The sequence below is a fragment of the Faecalibacterium sp. I2-3-92 genome, assembly GCF_023347315.1.
In the GTDB taxonomy this organism is placed as follows: domain Bacteria; phylum Bacillota; class Clostridia; order Oscillospirales; family Ruminococcaceae; genus Faecalibacterium; species Faecalibacterium duncaniae.
In genome coordinates, this window is sequence record NZ_CP094470.1 from 793,519 (window position 1) to 808,762 (window position 15,244).

Consider the following 15,244-nt stretch of genomic DNA (forward strand, 5'->3'; position numbering starts at 1 on the left):
GGTTGGCTTTGGCGCTATACTAACAAAGCAGCCTTTTATGAGGTGTACTATGCAATTTGACCTGAGAAAGTTTATCGCAACCGGCACACAGCCTTACCATGCAGAGTTTCCCTGTGATTTGTCTGCACGGGACTTTGCCGGTGCAAGGATCGAACAGCCCGTGACGGCCAGCTTTACCGCTGAGCCGGATGGCGACGAGGTCCGGATGACACTGCGGGCAAAAGCATTGGTGCACGGAGAGTGCGCCCGCTGTCTGGACCCGGTTGAGCGGGAAGAGACAGTTGAAGCGGAGTGGACAGCAAAGGAGCGGGATCTGGATGACCCGGATTTCGAGCTTCCGCTGGACGAAAAAGGACATCTGGATGTGGATGAATGGCTTGCCCAGGAGTTTATGTTCCAGATCCCCACGGTGCTGCTTTGCAGCGCCGACTGCCCGGGGTTGTGCCCCCGGTGCGGCAAGAAGAGGGCAGATTGTACCTGCCCGCCGGAGGAAGACAAAGCCGCTCCTGTTGACGCAAGGCTCGCGATCCTCAAATCACTGCTGAACTGAGAAACCCATCAAGGAGGTGCAAAAATATGGCAGTACCTAAGAGACATCTTTCCAAGGCCCGCCGCGACAAGCGTCGCAGCAATGTTTGGAAGCTGGAGGCCCCCGCACTGGTCAAGTGCAGCAACTGCGGCTCTCTGAAGCTCCCCCACCAGGCATGTGGCAACTGCGGTTACTACAAGGGCGAGGAAGTCATCAAGAAGGCCTAATTTGCGCAAAATTGGTGGCACATTGGTGTTATGTTGAGAAGGGGATGGCGCAATGCCTTCCCCTTCTTTCTTTGTCTGGAGGTGAAATGCAATGGCGATCAAGATCGACCGCATCGATGCGGGCAGTGAAGCCGAGGCGCTGGGCCTGCAGCCCGGCGATGAGCTGCTGAGCGTGGACGAAAATGAGCTGAACGATACGCTGGACTATGATTTTTATACCGACAGCAGCAGCTTTCACCTGAAGGCAAAGGTTGCCGACGGCATCCGGGAGTGGGATGTCCGGCGCGCGGAGCGCGGCCCCTTTGGCTGCGATTTCTCCACCTATCTGGGCGACCAGAAGCATTCCTGCTCCAACCACTGCATGTTCTGCTTCATCGACCAGCTGCCCCCCGGTATGCGCGAGAGCCTGTATTTCAAGGATGATGACGAGCGGCTGAGCTTTCTGTTCGGCAACTACATCACCATGACCAATATGCAGGATCACGAGATCGACCGCATCATTAAGATGCACATCTCGCCCATCAACATCTCGGTGCACACCACCAACCCCCAGCTCCGTGTCCGGATGCTGGCCAACAAGCGGGGCGGCGAGGTGCTCAAGTACCTGCCCCGTCTGGTGGAGGGCGGCATCGCCGTCAACTGTCAGCTGGTGCTCTGCCGGGGCATCAACGATGGCGAAGAGCTTCGCCGTACCCTGGGCGACCTGCTGGAGCTGACCCCTATGGTGCAGAGCATTGCCGCTGTGCCCTGCGGTGTGACGGATTACCGCCAGAATCTGTTCAAGCAGACCCCCTATGATGCCGAGACCAGCGCCGCTGTCATCGACATTATGGAGGAGTTTGGCGATGAGTGCAAGCGCCGCCACGGCAAGCGCATCATCTACCCCAGCGATGAGTGGTATCTCAAGGCGGGGCGGCCCATCCCCCCGGCGGAGTTCTATGAGGACTTTGACCAGCTGGAAAACGGCGTGGGCATGATGCGCCTGTTCGAGGATGAATTCCGGGCAGAGCTGGACAGGCCCCACCGTATCTACGGCACCAAGCAGATCGATGTGGTCACCGGTACCATGGCAGGCCCCCTCATCACTGAGCTGATGGACGAGCTCCACCGCCAGTACCCCATGATCGGTGTAAAAGTTCACGTTGTCAAGAATAATTTCTTTGGCGGCAACGTGGGCGTGGCAGGGCTTGTCACCGCCACCGATATCATTGCCCAGTGTGAGGGAAAGCTGGAAAGCGGCACCCTGGGCATCCCCGCTGTCATGCTGCGGGAAGAAAAAGATACGTTCCTCGATGATATGACCATTGCCCAGCTGGGCGAACGGCTGGGGGTCAAGGTCGAGGTGCTGCCGGTGGGCGGCGGCGATGAGGCAAAAGCCCTGCTCCGCACCGGCCTGCATATTTCGAGAAGAAGAAGAGCATAACGAAAGGAGGAACCCCCTATGAGCAAACCCATCGTAGCAGTGGTCGGCCGCCCCAATGTGGGCAAGTCCACCCTGTTCAATAAGCTCTGCGGCCAGCGTCTGGCTATCGTGGAGGATACCCCGGGCATCACCCGCGACCGCATTTTTGCAAACTGCGAGTGGAGCGGCCACGAGTTCATGCTGGTGGACACCGGCGGCATCGAGCCCAAGGCGACCGAGGGTATTCTGGCCCACATGCGTGAGCAGGCAGAGATCGCCATTGACACCGCTGACTGCATCATCATGGTGGTGGATGTCCGCGACGGCCTGACCGCCGCCGACGAGGAAGTGGCCCACATGCTGCGCCGCAGCCACAAGCCCATCATCCTGGCTGTCAACAAGTGCGATAAGACCGGCGAGGCCCCCATGGAGCTCTACGAGTTCTATAACCTGGGCTTTGACGAGGTGCTGCCCATCTCGTCCGTGCACGGTCACGGCACCGGCGACCTGCTGGACGCTGTCTGCGCCCACCTCGATTTCAGCGAGACCGTGGTGGAGGAGGACCGCATCCCCGTTGCCATCATCGGCCGCCCCAATGTGGGCAAATCCAGCCTGACCAACCGCATTCTGGGCGAGAACCGGATGATCGTTGCCAACGAGGCCGGTACCACCCGTGATGCCATTGACACCCCCGTGGATAATGCCTACGGCAAGTTCATCTTTACCGATACCGCTGGTCTGCGCAAGCGGAGCAACATCTCTGACGGCCTCGAGCGCTATATGGTCGTGCGCGCGCTGGCTGCTGTGGAGCGCAGCCGCGTGGCCCTGATCCTGGTGGATGCCACCGTTGGCTTTACCGAGCAGGACAGCAAGGTGGCCGGTTATGCCCACGAGCAGGGCAAGGCCTGCATCATCGTTGTCAACAAGTGGGATGCTGTGGAGGGCAAGGAGACCAACACCATGGAGCATCAGCGCCGGGATTACGCCGATTGCTTCAGCTTCATGGGGTATGCGCCCATCATCTTCATTTCGGCCCAGACCGGCTATAACGTGAACAAGCTGATGCAGCTGATCCGTGACGTGGATGCCCAGAACGGTGCCCGCGTGCCCACCGGTGTCCTGAATGAGATGCTGGCCCGCGCTACCGCCCGGATGCAGCCGCCCAGTGACAAGGGCCGCCGCCTGAAGATCTTCTACCTGACCCAGGCTTCCACCCGTCCCCCGACGTTTGTGGCCTTCGTCAACTCCAAGCAGCTGTTCCATTTCAGCTATCAGCGGTATCTGATCAACCAGATCCGGGAGAACTTTGGTCTGGAACACACGCCCATCCGCCTGGTGATCCGTGAGCGCGGCACCGGCAGCGTCGGCGCAAAAGATGTGTAACAGGGGAGGCGGCTGTTGATGATGACCTTCTTCATCGTTCTGGCTGCCGCTGCGCAGGCTTACCTGCTGGGCAGCGTGGACACCGGCATCCTGGTCAGCAAGTACCTGTACCACGATGATGTCCGCAATCACGGCAGCGGTGCGGCCGGTATGACCAACATGCTGCGCACCTTTGGCAAAAAGGCAGCGGCGCTCACCGCCGCAGGCGACGTGCTGAAAGGCGTTGCAGCTGTCTGCATCGGCCGCTGGCTCTTCGGGTTCCTGCCCGCAGATGCCGCCGTTTCGCCCTATCTGGGCGTGTATCTGACCGCCATTCTGGCCGTGGTGGGCCACACCAAGCCCATCTATTTCGGCTTCAAGGGCGGCAAGGGTGTGCTGGTGGCGGGAGGGGCCATCCTGGCGATCCAGCCCATCCTCCTGCCGGTGCTGACCGTCGTTTTTCTGCTCTGCCTTGTGCCCACCGGCATGGTGTCGCTGGGCAGCATTGCAATGGCGGCATCCTATCCGGTGCTGACCCTTATCTACGGCCTGCTCAAGGGCTTCGCCGCTGACGACCTCATCGTCTGCGTGGTGGGAGCTGCCATCATGGGCGGCATGGTCATCTGGATGCACCGGGCCAATATCCAGCGCATCCGTGAGGGCAAAGAGTACCGCTTTGGTTCCAAGCACAAGCAGTAACCGGAACAAAAATAACAGCGCATCCTTCGGGCAGAGCCTGCCTGCGGGATGCGCTGTTTTGCGTGGAGGGGGCTGTGCCCGGTCGATGTGCCTGCACGGTCCAGTTTACTGAAAAAACTTTGCAAAAAAGGTTGACAAAGGGCGGTGCAGCTGGTATAATAACACACGTCGCAGGACACGAACTGAATATGTGGGGGATTAGCTCAGCTGGGAGAGCGCTTGCATGGCATGCAAGAGGTCAGCGGTTCGATCCCGCTATTCTCCACCAAAAAAGCACTGTACTTCGTAGGAAGTATGGTGCTTTTCTTTTTGCTGAAGCAAAAAATGGGGGCTGCACTGCCTTGTCTGCATCGTTTTCAGATGTTTTGCAGGCGGTTCAGTGCAGCCCCCGAGTCATTGGTGCTTCGGCAGGTCAGAAGGTGCCAGTTCAGCTGACGATCTCCAGCATCTGATCGAACACCTCTTCCATCTGGCGCACCAGCGTGAACTGGGTGCGGGCGCGGTCAAGGTTGTGGTCGGGTCGGGCGGTGTGGAAATAGTGGTCGCCCTCCAGATAGTCGGTCAGAAAGCGGATGCCGCACTCCAGCGTCATCAGTTTGGCACCCCAGGCAAGGCTCTTTTTCTCCGCAGGGCTCATGGAAGCCCCGGCGGTGGAGAGATACCCCTTGGCGAACACCTCGTACAGGTGCAGGTCAAAGTGGACCTTGCTCTGGTCGGGCTCGTCCTCGGCGCAGTCGTTGGCACCGGTGCGGATGGAGTCGCCGAAATCGTAGGCCGACAGACCCGGCATCACGGTGTCAAGGTCAATGACACAGATGCCTTTTCCGGTGGCGGCATCGATCAGGACGTTGTTGATCTTGGTGTCGTTGTGGGTGACACGCAGCGGGATCTCACCGGCTGCCAGCAGATCCAGCAGGGTGTGGCAATCCTTTTCCCGCGCATGGATGAAGGCGACCTCCGGTGCAATGTCCTTGGCACGGCCCAGCGCATCGGCGGAAAGGGCTTTTTCAAAGTTTGCATAGCGGTTGGGCGTGTCGTGGAAGCGTGCAATGGTTTCGTGAAGGGTAGAGGCCGGATAATCTGCCAGCTGGTTCTGGAATTTGCCCAAGGTCACGGCAACGGTGCGGAAGTCGGCCTCGCTGCCCACCTGCTGCAGGCAGATGGTGTTCTCTACAAAATCGTAGGCACGCCACGCGCTGCCCTCGGCATCCAGATGGCAGGCCGCGCCGGACAGGGTGGGGATCACGTTCAGGGTCTCCCGTGCCGGGTCGCCGCCTGCGGCAAGGATCTTCTCCCGCAGATGCCGGGTCACGCCGCAGACATTTTCCATCAGGCCCACCGGGTCGGTAAAGGTGTCGGTGTTGATGCGCTGCAGGATAAAGCGCTTGGAGTGATCCTCCCGCCAGACCACGAAGGTATCGTTGATGTGACCTTCGCCGTAGTGACGGGCATCGCAGACCACAGGCCCGCCAAAATCAAAGGCATTTGCGGCGGCGCGGAGAATGGGTTCAGTAACAGGTTTCATTTTGGGTTCCTCATTTCTTATCCTTCATGCCGTTTGGCAGGTGCAGGGCGTTGTCCCTGCCGCACCTGACGGCGGTATTCGTTGGGGGTCAGGCCTTCCGCCTTGCGGAAGCACTGCGAAAAGTAGCTGGGGGAGGAAAATCCCATCAGCTCGCTGATCTGCGCCAGGCTGTAACCGGTGTTGCCCAGCATATATTTGCTCTCCTCAATGCGGCGGCGGTTCAGGTAGGTGATGGGAGAAATGCCGTACGCCTTCTGGAAGGTATGGGCCAGGTAGTACTTGTTGATGTGGGCGACCTCGGCAAGGGTATCAAGGGAGATGTCCTCCCGGTAGTTGTTGTCCAGATACCGCTTGATCTCCACGCATTCCCGGTTGTCGGAGCGGGGGGATTCCTCCACCTGCAAAGAGAGGGTGGTGCACCGCACCAGCCAGATGAGCAGGACTTCCAGCAGGTCCTGGCAGACGGTTTCGCAGCCGTCCAGACTGCGGTCTGCCTCAGCCAGCAGCATGTGCAGCAGCGTTACCATCCGCTCCCGGTTTTCCCGGCAGTTGAAGATAGCGTAGGTGGAATCGGCTTTGCCAAACAGGATCTCGATACCCGAAACGCCCAGTACGATGTATTCCAAAGGCGAGGCGTTCAGGCTCAGCTCGGTGTGCTCCACCTGCGGGTTGACGATGACCATATCATCCGGCTTGACCGGGAACAGCTGCCCGCTGAGCAGAAACTGCCCCTCGCCGCTGAGGCAGTAGAACAGCTCCGTGCAGGAATGGGTGTGGACCGTGCTGTTCCAGTCGCCGCCGAATCTGCTCTTGCTGATGTACAGCAGCCGGAAGGATTCCCGTGGAGCGGGAGCGTGGCGGATATCAAAGCGCTCGGTACTCATAAAAGGCTCCTTTTGAAGCAGACGCAAAAAATATAAAAATAAAAGCAAGATACTAAAAATTAAATGCGAAAAACGCCGCACTGCTTCGTGCATTTTTTCTCATTATAGGGGCAAATAAGAAAAAAAGCAAGCCCTGTTTTTTAGCATGGTAAATATTTTCCTCTGCACAGAAAGACGGAAATGTGTCAAATTGGTTACAGGTTGGGAGAATGTACCAAAACAATGCCGCAAAATTTAGTGCTTTTGCTGAAGAAAATGATAAAAAAGCAATATTTCTAAAAAATGAGACAACAAAGACCTTGTTGAAAACTGCAAAAACCTCTATATTGGAATCACAAAAAACACAGCCCCTCGGGCAAAACCTGTTTGCTCCGGCTGTGCATGAACGGAACTTTATGATGGAGGACACATTATGAAACGCATTTCTCGTCGCAATTTCCTGAAAGTGGCCGGTGTGGGTGCCGCTGCACTGGGTCTGGCTGCCTGCGGCGGTTCTTCCAGCTCCACAGCTTCCAGCACGGCTTCTTCCGCTGCTGCATCTGCCGCTCCCGCTGAGGACGTGACCATCAAGGTCGCCGCCATCGAGACCGGCTATGGCGCTGATATGTGGAAGAAGGTCACTGAGGCCTTTACCGCCCAGACCGGCATCAAGGTGGAGCTGACCACCGACAAGAAGCTGGAGGATGTCATCGGACCTTCCATGCAGGGTGGCGATTACCCCGACGTGATCCACCTGGCTACCGGCCGTGAGGCTGCCCTGACCGAGCAGTTCATCAAGGGCAACCTGATCGCGGATATCACCGATGTGCTGAGCATGACCGTGCCCGGCGAGAGCAAGAAGGTGAGCGAGAAGATCGCAGGCGGCTTTACCGACACCTCCCTGACCAACCCCTACGGCGACGGCAAGACTTATCTGGCTCCCATGTTCTACAGCCCCTGCGGCCTGTTCTACAACGCCGGTTTCCTGAAGGAAAAGGGCTGGGACGTGCCCACCACCTGGGACGAGATGTGGGAACTGGGCGACAAGGCTGCCGCTGAGGGCACCTACCTGTTCACCTACCCCACCACCGGCTACTTTGATGCGTTCTTCTACGCACTGATGTATGCCGCCGGCGGCCCGGAGTTCTTCAACAAGGCCACCCACTATGAGGAAGGCATCTGGGATACCCCGGAGGCAAAGACCTGCTTTGACATCGTCAACAAGCTGGCTTCCTACACCAACCCCATTACCCCTGCACAGGCCAACGATCAGGACTTTACCCAGAACCAGCAGCTGGTGCTGGACAACAAGGCTCTGTTCATGCCCAACGGCACCTGGATCGTGGGCGAGATGGCCGAGGCTCCCCGTGCGGATGGCTTTGAGTGGGGCATGACCGCCCTGCCCGCTGTCAAGGCCGGCGGCGACCAGTACAGCTACACCTGGTTCGAGCAGGCATGGATCCCGGCTGGTGCCGAGCATCTGGATGCCGCCAAGCAGTTCGTGGCTTACCTGTACAGCGACGAGGCCTGCAAGCTGTTTGCCGAGAGCGGTGCCATCCAGCCTGTGCTGGGCATCGCCGATGATCTGGAAGGCGACAACAAGATGTTCTACTCCATCTACGACAACGGCGCAAAGGCCGCTATGGGCAACTTTGCCTCCTTCAGCGCCATCCCCGGCGTGGAGGTCCGCACCGTGTTCTTTGACCCCGTCAACTCTCTGGTGTCCGGCAGCATGACCGAGCAGCAGTGGATCGACGGAATCAAGTCCGCCAGCGACCAGATGCGTGCCAATATCATCGAATAATTGAACCCTGCCCAGCGGGGGCGGTTTTGACCGCCTCCGCTTTTTGTGGTTTTCGGGTTCCGATAGAAAGGAGCGGTTTGTCTATGAGATCTGACAAAAGCCGCAGACGGTTCGTCTTTCTCTGCGTGGCACCGGCCACGATCCTGTTCTTTCTCTTTATGATCCTGCCCACCCTCAACGTGTTCCGCATGAGCCTGTACGAGCGCGGTGCCTATTCGCCCAACGAGACCTTTGTGGGCCTGAAGAATTTCCAGCACCTGCTCAAGGACACCCAGTTCATCCGCTCCATGCAGAATATGATCCTGCTGGTGGTAGTGGTGACCATCGTCACCTTTGCCTTTGCGTTGGTGTTTGCGGCCATTCTGACCCGGGAAAAGATCAAGGGGCAGAATTTCTTCCGGGTCATCTTCTACATCCCTAACATCCTGTCGGTGGTCGTTATCTCCGGCATCTTCTCGGCCATCTATAAGCCGGAAAACGGTATGTTGAACAGCATCATCGGCCTGTTCCGGGATATGACAGACCCCATCCTCTGGAAGGGCGAAAAGCTGGTCATCCCCTCCATCATCCTCGCCATGGTCTGGCAGGCCGTGGGCTATTACATGGTCATGTATATGGCTTCCATGTCCTCGGTGCCCGCCAGCCTGTACGAGAGCGCCAATCTGGACGGTGCGGGCCGCCTGACCCAGTTCTTCCAGATCACCATCCCCCTCATCTGGACCAACATCCGCACCACCCTGACCTTCTTCATCATCTCCACCATCAACATGGCCTTCCTCTTTGTCAAGGCCATGACCAGCGGCGGGCCCAACGGTGCTTCGGATGTGGCGCTGAGCTATATGTACAGCCAGAAGGACGCGGGCCTGTATGGCTACAGCATGGCCATTGGCGTGGTCATTTTCCTGTTCTCGTTTGCACTGTCCGCCTGTGTCAACAAGGCCACCGACCGCGATCCGCTGGAATTCTAAGGAGGGAAGAAGATGCAGAATACCACCGAAAGATCTTCCCGCTCGGCGGAAGGTCTCTACAAGTTCTTTATCTATTTTGTGCTGGTCCTGCTGGCGGTGATCATCATCGTGCCGGTGGCATGGGTATTCATGGCCTCCATCAAGCAGAACGCGGAGTTTTACGGCAACCCGTGGGCGCTGCCTGCCGGGTTCTACTGGCAGAACTTTGTCAATGCGTGGAACGGAGCCAAGATGGGCGAATATATGCTCAACTCGGTCATCGTGACCGCATTGGCGCTGGTGCTGCTGCTGGTCATTGCGCTGCCTGCCGCCTACTGCCTGTCCCGCTTCCGGTTCAAGGGCCGCAAACTGCTGAACACCCTGTTTATGGCGGGACTGTTCATCAATGTCAACTACATCGTGGTGCCCATCTTCCTGATGCTGCGGGATGGCGATGTCTGGCTGAAGAGCCACTTTGGCAGCAGCTTCCTGCTGAACAATCTGGTGGTGCTGGCGGTGGTGTATGCAGCCACAGCCCTGCCTTTTACCATCTATCTGCTTTCGGGCTATTTTGCCACCCTGCCCCATGATTTTGAGGAGGCCGCCTACATCGACGGTGCAAGCTACTTCTCCACCATGACCCGTATCATCTTCCCCATGGCAAAGCCCTCCATCATCACCATCATCCTGTTCAATTTCCTGTCCTTCTGGAACGAGTACATTATTTCCATGACGCTGATGAGCTCCACCAGCGCGCCCCGCACCCTGCCGGTGGGCCTTTTGAATCTGATGCAGGCCCAGCAGAGCGCGGCCCAGTACGGCACCATGTATGCCGGTCTGGTGCTGGTGATGCTGCCCACCCTGATCCTGTACATCTGCGTGCAGAAGCAGCTGACACAGGGCATGACCGTGGGCGGTCTGAAAGGGTAAGGTGACAAACGATGAAAGCATTCTGGAAAAATCATCCCGCCCTGCGTATGGTGCTGATGCTGGTGCTGTTTGTGCTGTCCATCGCGCTGGTGACAGCAGGCTGGAAAATGACCGGGCAGCTGGCCGGTCTTGGCATCATGCTTTTGGGGGTGGCGCTGCTGCTGGCCGTGCTGGCGCTCTATAACGCCCCCTATCGGGATTGAGGAGAAGAGAGATAAAGGAGAATTCCCATGGAAGAAAATAGAATGACCGGGCGCGTAACGATCCCGACCGATCTGGACGTGGTGCCCGAAACGCTGCAGATCCTGAAAAAGTGGGGCGCGGATGCCATCCGCGACTGCGACGGCACCGACTTTCCGCAGGAGCTGAAGGATGCCGACGCAAAGATCTACTCCACCTATTACACCACCCGCAAGGACAACGCGTGGGCCAAAGCGAACCCGGATGAGGTGCAGCAGTGCTACATTATGACCGGCTTCTACACCGCCCCCGGTGACACCGTGACCATTCCGCTGATGAAGGGCATCAGCCCGGAGCTGATGCAGGTGAACACCAACGACGATATCACCCGCTGGTGGGAGGTCATGGACCGCACCACAGGCCAGCCGGTGCCCCCGGAGCTGTGGAGCTACGCCGACGGCAGCGTGACGGTGCAGGCCGTGCCGTTCCATGAATATACGGTCAGCTTTCTGGCCTACCTGATCTGGGACCCGGTGCACATGTACAACGCCACCACCAACGGCTGGACCAACTTCGAGCATCAGATCACCTTTGATGTCCGTCAGCCCAAGACCCACAAGTATTCCATGGAGCGGCTGCGGAAGTTCATTGCAGATCATCCCTACGTCAACGTCATCCGTTACACCACCTTCTTCCACCAGTTCACCCTGATCTTCGATGAGCTCAAGCGGGAGAAGTTCGTGGACTGGTACGGCTATTCCGCCTCGGTCAGCCCCTATATCCTGGAGCAGTTCGAGCGGGAGGTGGGCTACAAGTTCCGCCCGGAGTACATCATCGATCAGGGCTACTACAACAACCAGTACCGGGTGCCCAGCAGGGAATTCCGGGATTTTCAGGCCTTCCAGCGCCGGGAGGTAGCAAAGCTGGCCAAGGAGATGGTGGATATCACCCACGAGTGTGGGTGTGAGGCCATGATGTTCCTGGGGGACCACTGGATCGGCACCGAGCCCTTTATGCCGGAGTTCAAGACCATCGGTTTGGATGCCGTGGTGGGCAGCGTGGGCAACGGTTCCACCCTGCGCCTGATCTCGGACATCGAGGGCGTAAAGTACACGGAGGGCCGCTTTTTGCCCTACTTCTTCCCGGACACCTTCCACGAGGGCGGCGACCCGGTGCGGGAGGCCAAGGAAAACTGGGTCACGGCCCGCCGCGCCATCCTGCGCAAGCCCATCGACCGCATTGGCTACGGCGGCTATCTGAAGCTGGCGCTGCAGTTCCCGGAGTTCGTGGACTATGTGGAGAGCGTCTGCAGCGAGTTCCGTGAGCTGTATGAGAACATCAAGGGCACCACGCCCTACTGCGTCAAGCGGGTGGCCGTGCTGAACTGCTGGGGCAAGATGCGGGCCTGGGGCTGCCACATGGTGCACCACGCCCTCTACTACAAGCAGAACTACAGCTACTCCGGAGTCATCGAAATGCTGTCCGGCGCGCCCTTTGACGTGAAGTTCATCAGCTTTGAGGACATCAAGAAGGACCCCGCCCTGCTGGATGAGCTGGATGTCATCATCAATGTGGGCGATGCCGACACCGCCCACACCGGCGGCATCTGGTGGGAGGACCCGGAGATCTCCTCCGCAATCCGGAAGTTCGTCTGGAACGGCGGCGGCCTCATCGGCGTGGGTGAGCCCTCCGGTCATGCCTATCAGGGCCACATCCTCCAGCTGGCCAGCGTGCTGGGCGTGGAAGAGGAAAACGGCTTCACCCTCAACTACGACAAGTACAATTGGGACGAGCACCCGGACCACTTCATTCTGCAGGATGCCGACCAGCCCATCGACTTTGGCGAGGGCAAGAAGAACATCTACGCCCTCGAGGGGACCGAGGTGCTGGTGCAGCGGAACCGGGAAGTGCAGATGGCGGCCCACGACTTTGGTAAGGGCCGCGCCGTGTACATCAGCGGTGTGCCCTACAGCTTTGCCAACAGCCGCACCCTGTACCGTGCCATCCTGTGGAGCGCCCACAGCGAGGAGGAGCTGCACACCTGGTTCAGCTCCAACTACAATGTGGAAGTGCACGCCTACGTGAAAAATGGCAAGTACTGCGTGGTGAACAACACCTACGAGCCGCAGGACACCACGGTCTACACCACCGATGGAAACCATTTCGACCTGCATCTGGAAGCCAACGAGATCAAGTGGTATGAGATCTGAGTTCTCCGTTTCATAAGCAAACACCCCTCTGCATTCCGAAAGGAGCGCAGAGGGGTGTTTGTGTATCCGGGCGGCTCAGCGGGGAGAGCCCAGACGGTATTTGAAATCGTGGTAGCCGAAGCGGGCCAGCGGCTGGGTGGTGCCGTTTTCATGCAGCACCCAGATATCCGGCAGGGGCATCCCGTTGAAGGTATTGTTCTTGCAGGTGGAATAGATGGCCATGTCACCGAAGATGAGCCGGTCGCCCTCGGTGAGGGGGGCGGCAAAGCTGTAATCGCCCACTACGTCCCCGGCAAGGCAGGTGGGGCCGCCCAGCCGGAAGGTGCAGGGCTTTTCCCCCGGCTCGCCCGCGTCTAGCAGGGGCGGGCGGTAGGGCATCTCGATGACATCCGGCGTGTGGCAGGCTGCGGACATATCCAGAATGGCAAGATGTGTCTGACCATTCTGCAGGGTGTCCAGCACCGTGGTGACGAGGTAGCCTGCGTTCAGCGCCCAGGCCTCGCCCGGTTCCAGATACACCTGCACGCCGTACTTTTCCTGCGTCCCGGTGATGCACTTTTCCAGCGTGGCAAGGTCGTAATCCGGGCGGGTGATGTGGTGCCCCCCGCCAAAGTTGAGCCACTTCATCCGGGGCAGCAGGTCACCGAATTTCGCTTCCAGCGCGGGCAGGGTGGCCGCCAGCGCGTCGGAATCCTGCTCGCACAGGGTGTGGAAGTGCAGGCCGTCCAGCAGGTCGGGCAGGTCAGGGTGCTGCGCCGCAGCGGCATCCCACTGGGCACGGGTGGTGCCCAGACGGCTGCCCGGGGCGCAGGGGTCATAGATCTCGTGGCCCTCCTGGGTGGAATGTTCGGGGTTCACCCGCAGGCCCACGCTCTTGCCCGCCGCCTTTGCGGCCGGGCCGAACTTTGCCAGCTGGTGGGGCGAGTTGAACACGATGTGGTCAGCGTATTGCAGCAGCTCCTCGAACTGGTCGGCCCGGTAGGCGGCGCAGAACACATGGTTCTCCTTCTCCGGCAGCTCCTCCCTGCCCAGGCGGCTCTCGTACAGGCCGCTGGCCTCGGTGCCTGCCAGATAGGGGGCCAGCACCGGGTAGAGGTCGTAGTTGGAAAAGGCCTTCTGGGCCAGCAGGATCTTGCAGCCTGTCCGCTGCTGCACGCCCAGCAGGATCTCGCCGTTGCGGCGCAGCCGGGCTTCATCCAGCAGGTAGCAGGGGGTGGGCAGGGCAGCCAGTGCAGCCTCAGAGAGGTTCGCCAGCCCCGCAAAGGGCGGGCGGGTATCGGCCAGCCGCATCAGTCCACCAGAGCCGGGGCGTGGCTCTCGGAGCGGGGCAGGCCGTACTTGTCCAGAGCATCCAGATACGGGTCCGGATCAAACTCTTCCACAGTGTGCACGCCCTTGGTGGTCCACTTGCCGGTCAGCAGCATCAGTGCGCCGCACATGGCAGGCACACCGGTGGTGTAGCTGATGGCCTGAGAGCCGACCTCCTTGTAGCACTCCTGATGGTCGCAGACGTTGTAGATGTAGTAGGTCTTTTCCTTGCCGTCCTTCTTGCCGGTGAAGATGCAGCCGATGTTGGTCTTGCCCTTGGTGCGGGGGCCAAGGCTGGCGGGGTCGGGCAGCAGGGCCTTGAGGAACTGGATGGGCACGATCTCCTGACCGTTGAAGTTGACCGGGGTGGTGGACAGCATGCCCACGTCCTCCAGACAGCGCATGTGGTCGAGGTAGCTCTGGCCGAAGGTCATAAAGAAGCGGATGCGCTTTGCCTCGGGGATGTTCTTGGCCAGAGACTCGATCTCCTCGTGGTGGAGCAGGTACATATCCTTCTGGCCCACCTGATCAAAGTGGTACTCCCGCTTGATGCTCATGGCCGGAATCTCCACCCAGTGGCCGTTCTCCCAGTAGCTGCCGGGGGCAGAGACCTCGCGCAGGTTGATCTCAGGGTTGAAGTTGGTGGCAAAGGCATAGCCGTGGTCGCCGCCGTTGCAGTCCAGAATGTCGATGGTGTCGATGGTGTCGATGGTGTCGAACTCGTGCTTCTTGGCGTAAGCGCAGTAAGCCTGGGTCACGCCCGGGTCAAAGCCGCTGCCCAGCAGGGCGGTCAGGCCGGCCTCCTCAAACTTCTTGGCGTAGGCCCACTGCCAGCTGTAATCAAAGTAGGCGGAGAAACCGGCCTCCTTGCAGCGCTTCTCGTAAATGGCGCGCCACTCCGGGTCGTCGGTGTTCTCCGGCTCGTAGTTGGCGGTGTCCATGTAGTTCACGCCGCAGGCCAGGCAGGCATCCATGATGGTCAGATCCTGATAGGGCAGGGCGATGTTCATCACCAGATCGGGCTGGTAGCTCTTGATGAGGGCGATGACCTCATCCACATGGTCAGCATCCACCTGTGCGGTGGTGATCTTGGTGGTGGTCTTGGGGGCCAGCTCGGCGGCCAGCTTGTCGCACTTTGCCTTGGTGCGGCTGGCGATGCAGATCTCGGTGAACACCTCGGGGACCTGGCAGCACTTGTGGATGGCAACGGAGGCCACGCCGCCGCAGCCGATGATCAGAACTTTGCTCATATCGGTTA

General features: G+C 59.2%; 15 protein-coding genes and 1 tRNA gene. 12 read left to right on the top strand and 4 right to left on the bottom strand.

Going from position 1 to position 15,244, the window contains the following annotated elements; translation table 11 throughout:
* Window positions 1-49: 49 nt before the first annotated feature.
* From MTP42_RS03710 to MTP42_RS03735, 6 genes are all read left to right on the top strand, one after another.
* Window positions 50-550: a YceD family protein gene (locus MTP42_RS03710; RefSeq protein ID WP_097770854.1), complete on the top strand. Its 501-nt coding sequence runs from the start codon at window positions 50-52 to the stop codon at window positions 548-550.
* Between the two features lie 26 nt (window positions 551-576).
* Entirely contained in the window at window positions 577-756 is a 180-nt protein-coding gene (rpmF, locus tag MTP42_RS03715) for a 50S ribosomal protein L32 (protein WP_005920250.1), read from the top strand.
* A gap of 91 nt (window positions 757-847) precedes the next feature.
* Window positions 848-2,179, top strand: a complete 1,332-nt coding sequence (locus MTP42_RS03720; protein WP_097772645.1) for a DUF512 domain-containing protein — start codon at window positions 848-850, stop codon at window positions 2,177-2,179.
* Window positions 2,180-2,197: 18 nt separating this feature from the next.
* A complete protein-coding gene (gene der, locus MTP42_RS03725; protein WP_005932951.1) occupies window positions 2,198-3,541 on the top strand; it encodes a ribosome biogenesis GTPase Der in 1,344 nt (447 codons plus the stop codon).
* An 18-nt stretch (window positions 3,542-3,559) separates the two neighbouring features.
* The gene (gene plsY, locus MTP42_RS03730) at window positions 3,560-4,219 is read left to right on the top strand and encodes a glycerol-3-phosphate 1-O-acyltransferase PlsY (protein ID WP_097772644.1); all 660 of its coding nucleotides are present in this window, start codon (window positions 3,560-3,562) and stop codon (window positions 4,217-4,219) included.
* Between the two features lie 192 nt (window positions 4,220-4,411).
* Window positions 4,412-4,487, top strand: a tRNA-Ala gene (locus tag MTP42_RS03735).
* Between the two features lie 159 nt (window positions 4,488-4,646).
* Here the strand turns inward: MTP42_RS03735 and MTP42_RS03740 are convergent.
* Window positions 4,647-5,744, bottom strand: coding sequence for a phosphotransferase enzyme family protein (locus MTP42_RS03740; RefSeq protein WP_249257999.1), 1,098 nt, complete (start codon window positions 5,742-5,744; stop codon window positions 4,647-4,649).
* Between the two features lie 17 nt (window positions 5,745-5,761).
* On the bottom strand, window positions 5,762-6,628 hold the full coding sequence (locus tag MTP42_RS03745) for a helix-turn-helix domain-containing protein (protein ID WP_097770858.1): 867 nt from the start codon (window positions 6,626-6,628) through the stop codon (window positions 5,762-5,764).
* A 209-nt stretch (window positions 6,629-6,837) separates the two neighbouring features.
* Between MTP42_RS03745 and MTP42_RS03750 the strand changes: the two genes are divergently transcribed.
* From MTP42_RS03750 to gnpA, 6 genes are all read left to right on the top strand, one after another.
* A complete protein-coding gene (locus MTP42_RS03750; RefSeq protein WP_249258000.1) occupies window positions 6,838-7,044 on the top strand; it encodes a hypothetical protein in 207 nt (68 codons plus the stop codon).
* Window positions 7,041-8,411 (top strand): carbohydrate ABC transporter substrate-binding protein, encoded by a 1,371-nt coding sequence (locus tag MTP42_RS03755; RefSeq protein WP_005932961.1) that lies wholly within the window; start codon window positions 7,041-7,043, stop codon window positions 8,409-8,411. Before MTP42_RS03750 ends, MTP42_RS03755 begins: the two co-directional genes overlap by 4 nt.
* A gap of 83 nt (window positions 8,412-8,494) precedes the next feature.
* Window positions 8,495-9,379 (top strand): carbohydrate ABC transporter permease, encoded by an 885-nt coding sequence (locus MTP42_RS03760; RefSeq protein ID WP_005932963.1) that lies wholly within the window; start codon window positions 8,495-8,497, stop codon window positions 9,377-9,379.
* 12 nt (window positions 9,380-9,391) lie between these two features.
* The gene (locus tag MTP42_RS03765) at window positions 9,392-10,288 is read left to right on the top strand and encodes a carbohydrate ABC transporter permease (protein ID WP_005932964.1); all 897 of its coding nucleotides are present in this window, start codon (window positions 9,392-9,394) and stop codon (window positions 10,286-10,288) included.
* An 11-nt stretch (window positions 10,289-10,299) separates the two neighbouring features.
* Window positions 10,300-10,491 carry a DUF6903 family protein gene (locus MTP42_RS03770; RefSeq protein ID WP_097772569.1) on the top strand — a complete coding sequence of 64 codons (192 nt, stop codon included), beginning with the start codon at window positions 10,300-10,302 and terminating at the stop codon, window positions 10,489-10,491.
* A gap of 27 nt (window positions 10,492-10,518) precedes the next feature.
* A complete protein-coding gene (gnpA, locus tag MTP42_RS03775; protein ID WP_249258001.1) occupies window positions 10,519-12,678 on the top strand; it encodes a 1,3-beta-galactosyl-N-acetylhexosamine phosphorylase in 2,160 nt (719 codons plus the stop codon).
* 75 nt (window positions 12,679-12,753) lie between these two features.
* On the opposite strand, the gene MTP42_RS03780 is transcribed toward gnpA, so the two are convergent.
* Window positions 12,754-13,968: a carboxynorspermidine decarboxylase gene (locus MTP42_RS03780; protein ID WP_117505759.1), complete on the bottom strand. Its 1,215-nt coding sequence runs from the start codon at window positions 13,966-13,968 to the stop codon at window positions 12,754-12,756.
* Window positions 13,968-15,236, bottom strand: coding sequence for a saccharopine dehydrogenase family protein (locus MTP42_RS03785; RefSeq protein WP_249258002.1), 1,269 nt, complete (start codon window positions 15,234-15,236; stop codon window positions 13,968-13,970). Before MTP42_RS03785 ends, MTP42_RS03780 begins: the two co-directional genes overlap by 1 nt.
* Window positions 15,237-15,244: the final 8 nt, after the last annotated feature.

Coding starts and splice junctions, on each gene's coding strand:
- MTP42_RS03745 (WP_097770858.1), bottom strand. CDS start 6,628: ATGAGTACCGAGCGCTTTGATATCCGCCACGCTCCCGCTCCACGGGAA.
- MTP42_RS03785 (WP_249258002.1), bottom strand. CDS start 15,236: ATGAGCAAAGTTCTGATCATCGGCTGCGGCGGCGTGGCCTCCGTTGCC.
- MTP42_RS03750 (WP_249258000.1), top strand. CDS start 6,838: ATGTACCAAAACAATGCCGCAAAATTTAGTGCTTTTGCTGAAGAAAAT.
- MTP42_RS03760 (WP_005932963.1), top strand. CDS start 8,495: ATGAGATCTGACAAAAGCCGCAGACGGTTCGTCTTTCTCTGCGTGGCA.
- MTP42_RS03740 (WP_249257999.1), bottom strand. CDS start 5,744: ATGAAACCTGTTACTGAACCCATTCTCCGCGCCGCCGCAAATGCCTTT.
- MTP42_RS03710 (WP_097770854.1), top strand. CDS start 50: ATGCAATTTGACCTGAGAAAGTTTATCGCAACCGGCACACAGCCTTAC.
- MTP42_RS03755 (WP_005932961.1), top strand. CDS start 7,041: ATGAAACGCATTTCTCGTCGCAATTTCCTGAAAGTGGCCGGTGTGGGT.
- der (WP_005932951.1), top strand. CDS start 2,198: ATGAGCAAACCCATCGTAGCAGTGGTCGGCCGCCCCAATGTGGGCAAG.
- MTP42_RS03780 (WP_117505759.1), bottom strand. CDS start 13,968: ATGCGGCTGGCCGATACCCGCCCGCCCTTTGCGGGGCTGGCGAACCTC.
- rpmF (WP_005920250.1), top strand. CDS start 577: ATGGCAGTACCTAAGAGACATCTTTCCAAGGCCCGCCGCGACAAGCGT.
- plsY (WP_097772644.1), top strand. CDS start 3,560: ATGATGACCTTCTTCATCGTTCTGGCTGCCGCTGCGCAGGCTTACCTG.
- MTP42_RS03720 (WP_097772645.1), top strand. CDS start 848: ATGGCGATCAAGATCGACCGCATCGATGCGGGCAGTGAAGCCGAGGCG.
- gnpA (WP_249258001.1), top strand. CDS start 10,519: ATGGAAGAAAATAGAATGACCGGGCGCGTAACGATCCCGACCGATCTG.
- MTP42_RS03770 (WP_097772569.1), top strand. CDS start 10,300: ATGAAAGCATTCTGGAAAAATCATCCCGCCCTGCGTATGGTGCTGATG.
- MTP42_RS03765 (WP_005932964.1), top strand. CDS start 9,392: ATGCAGAATACCACCGAAAGATCTTCCCGCTCGGCGGAAGGTCTCTAC.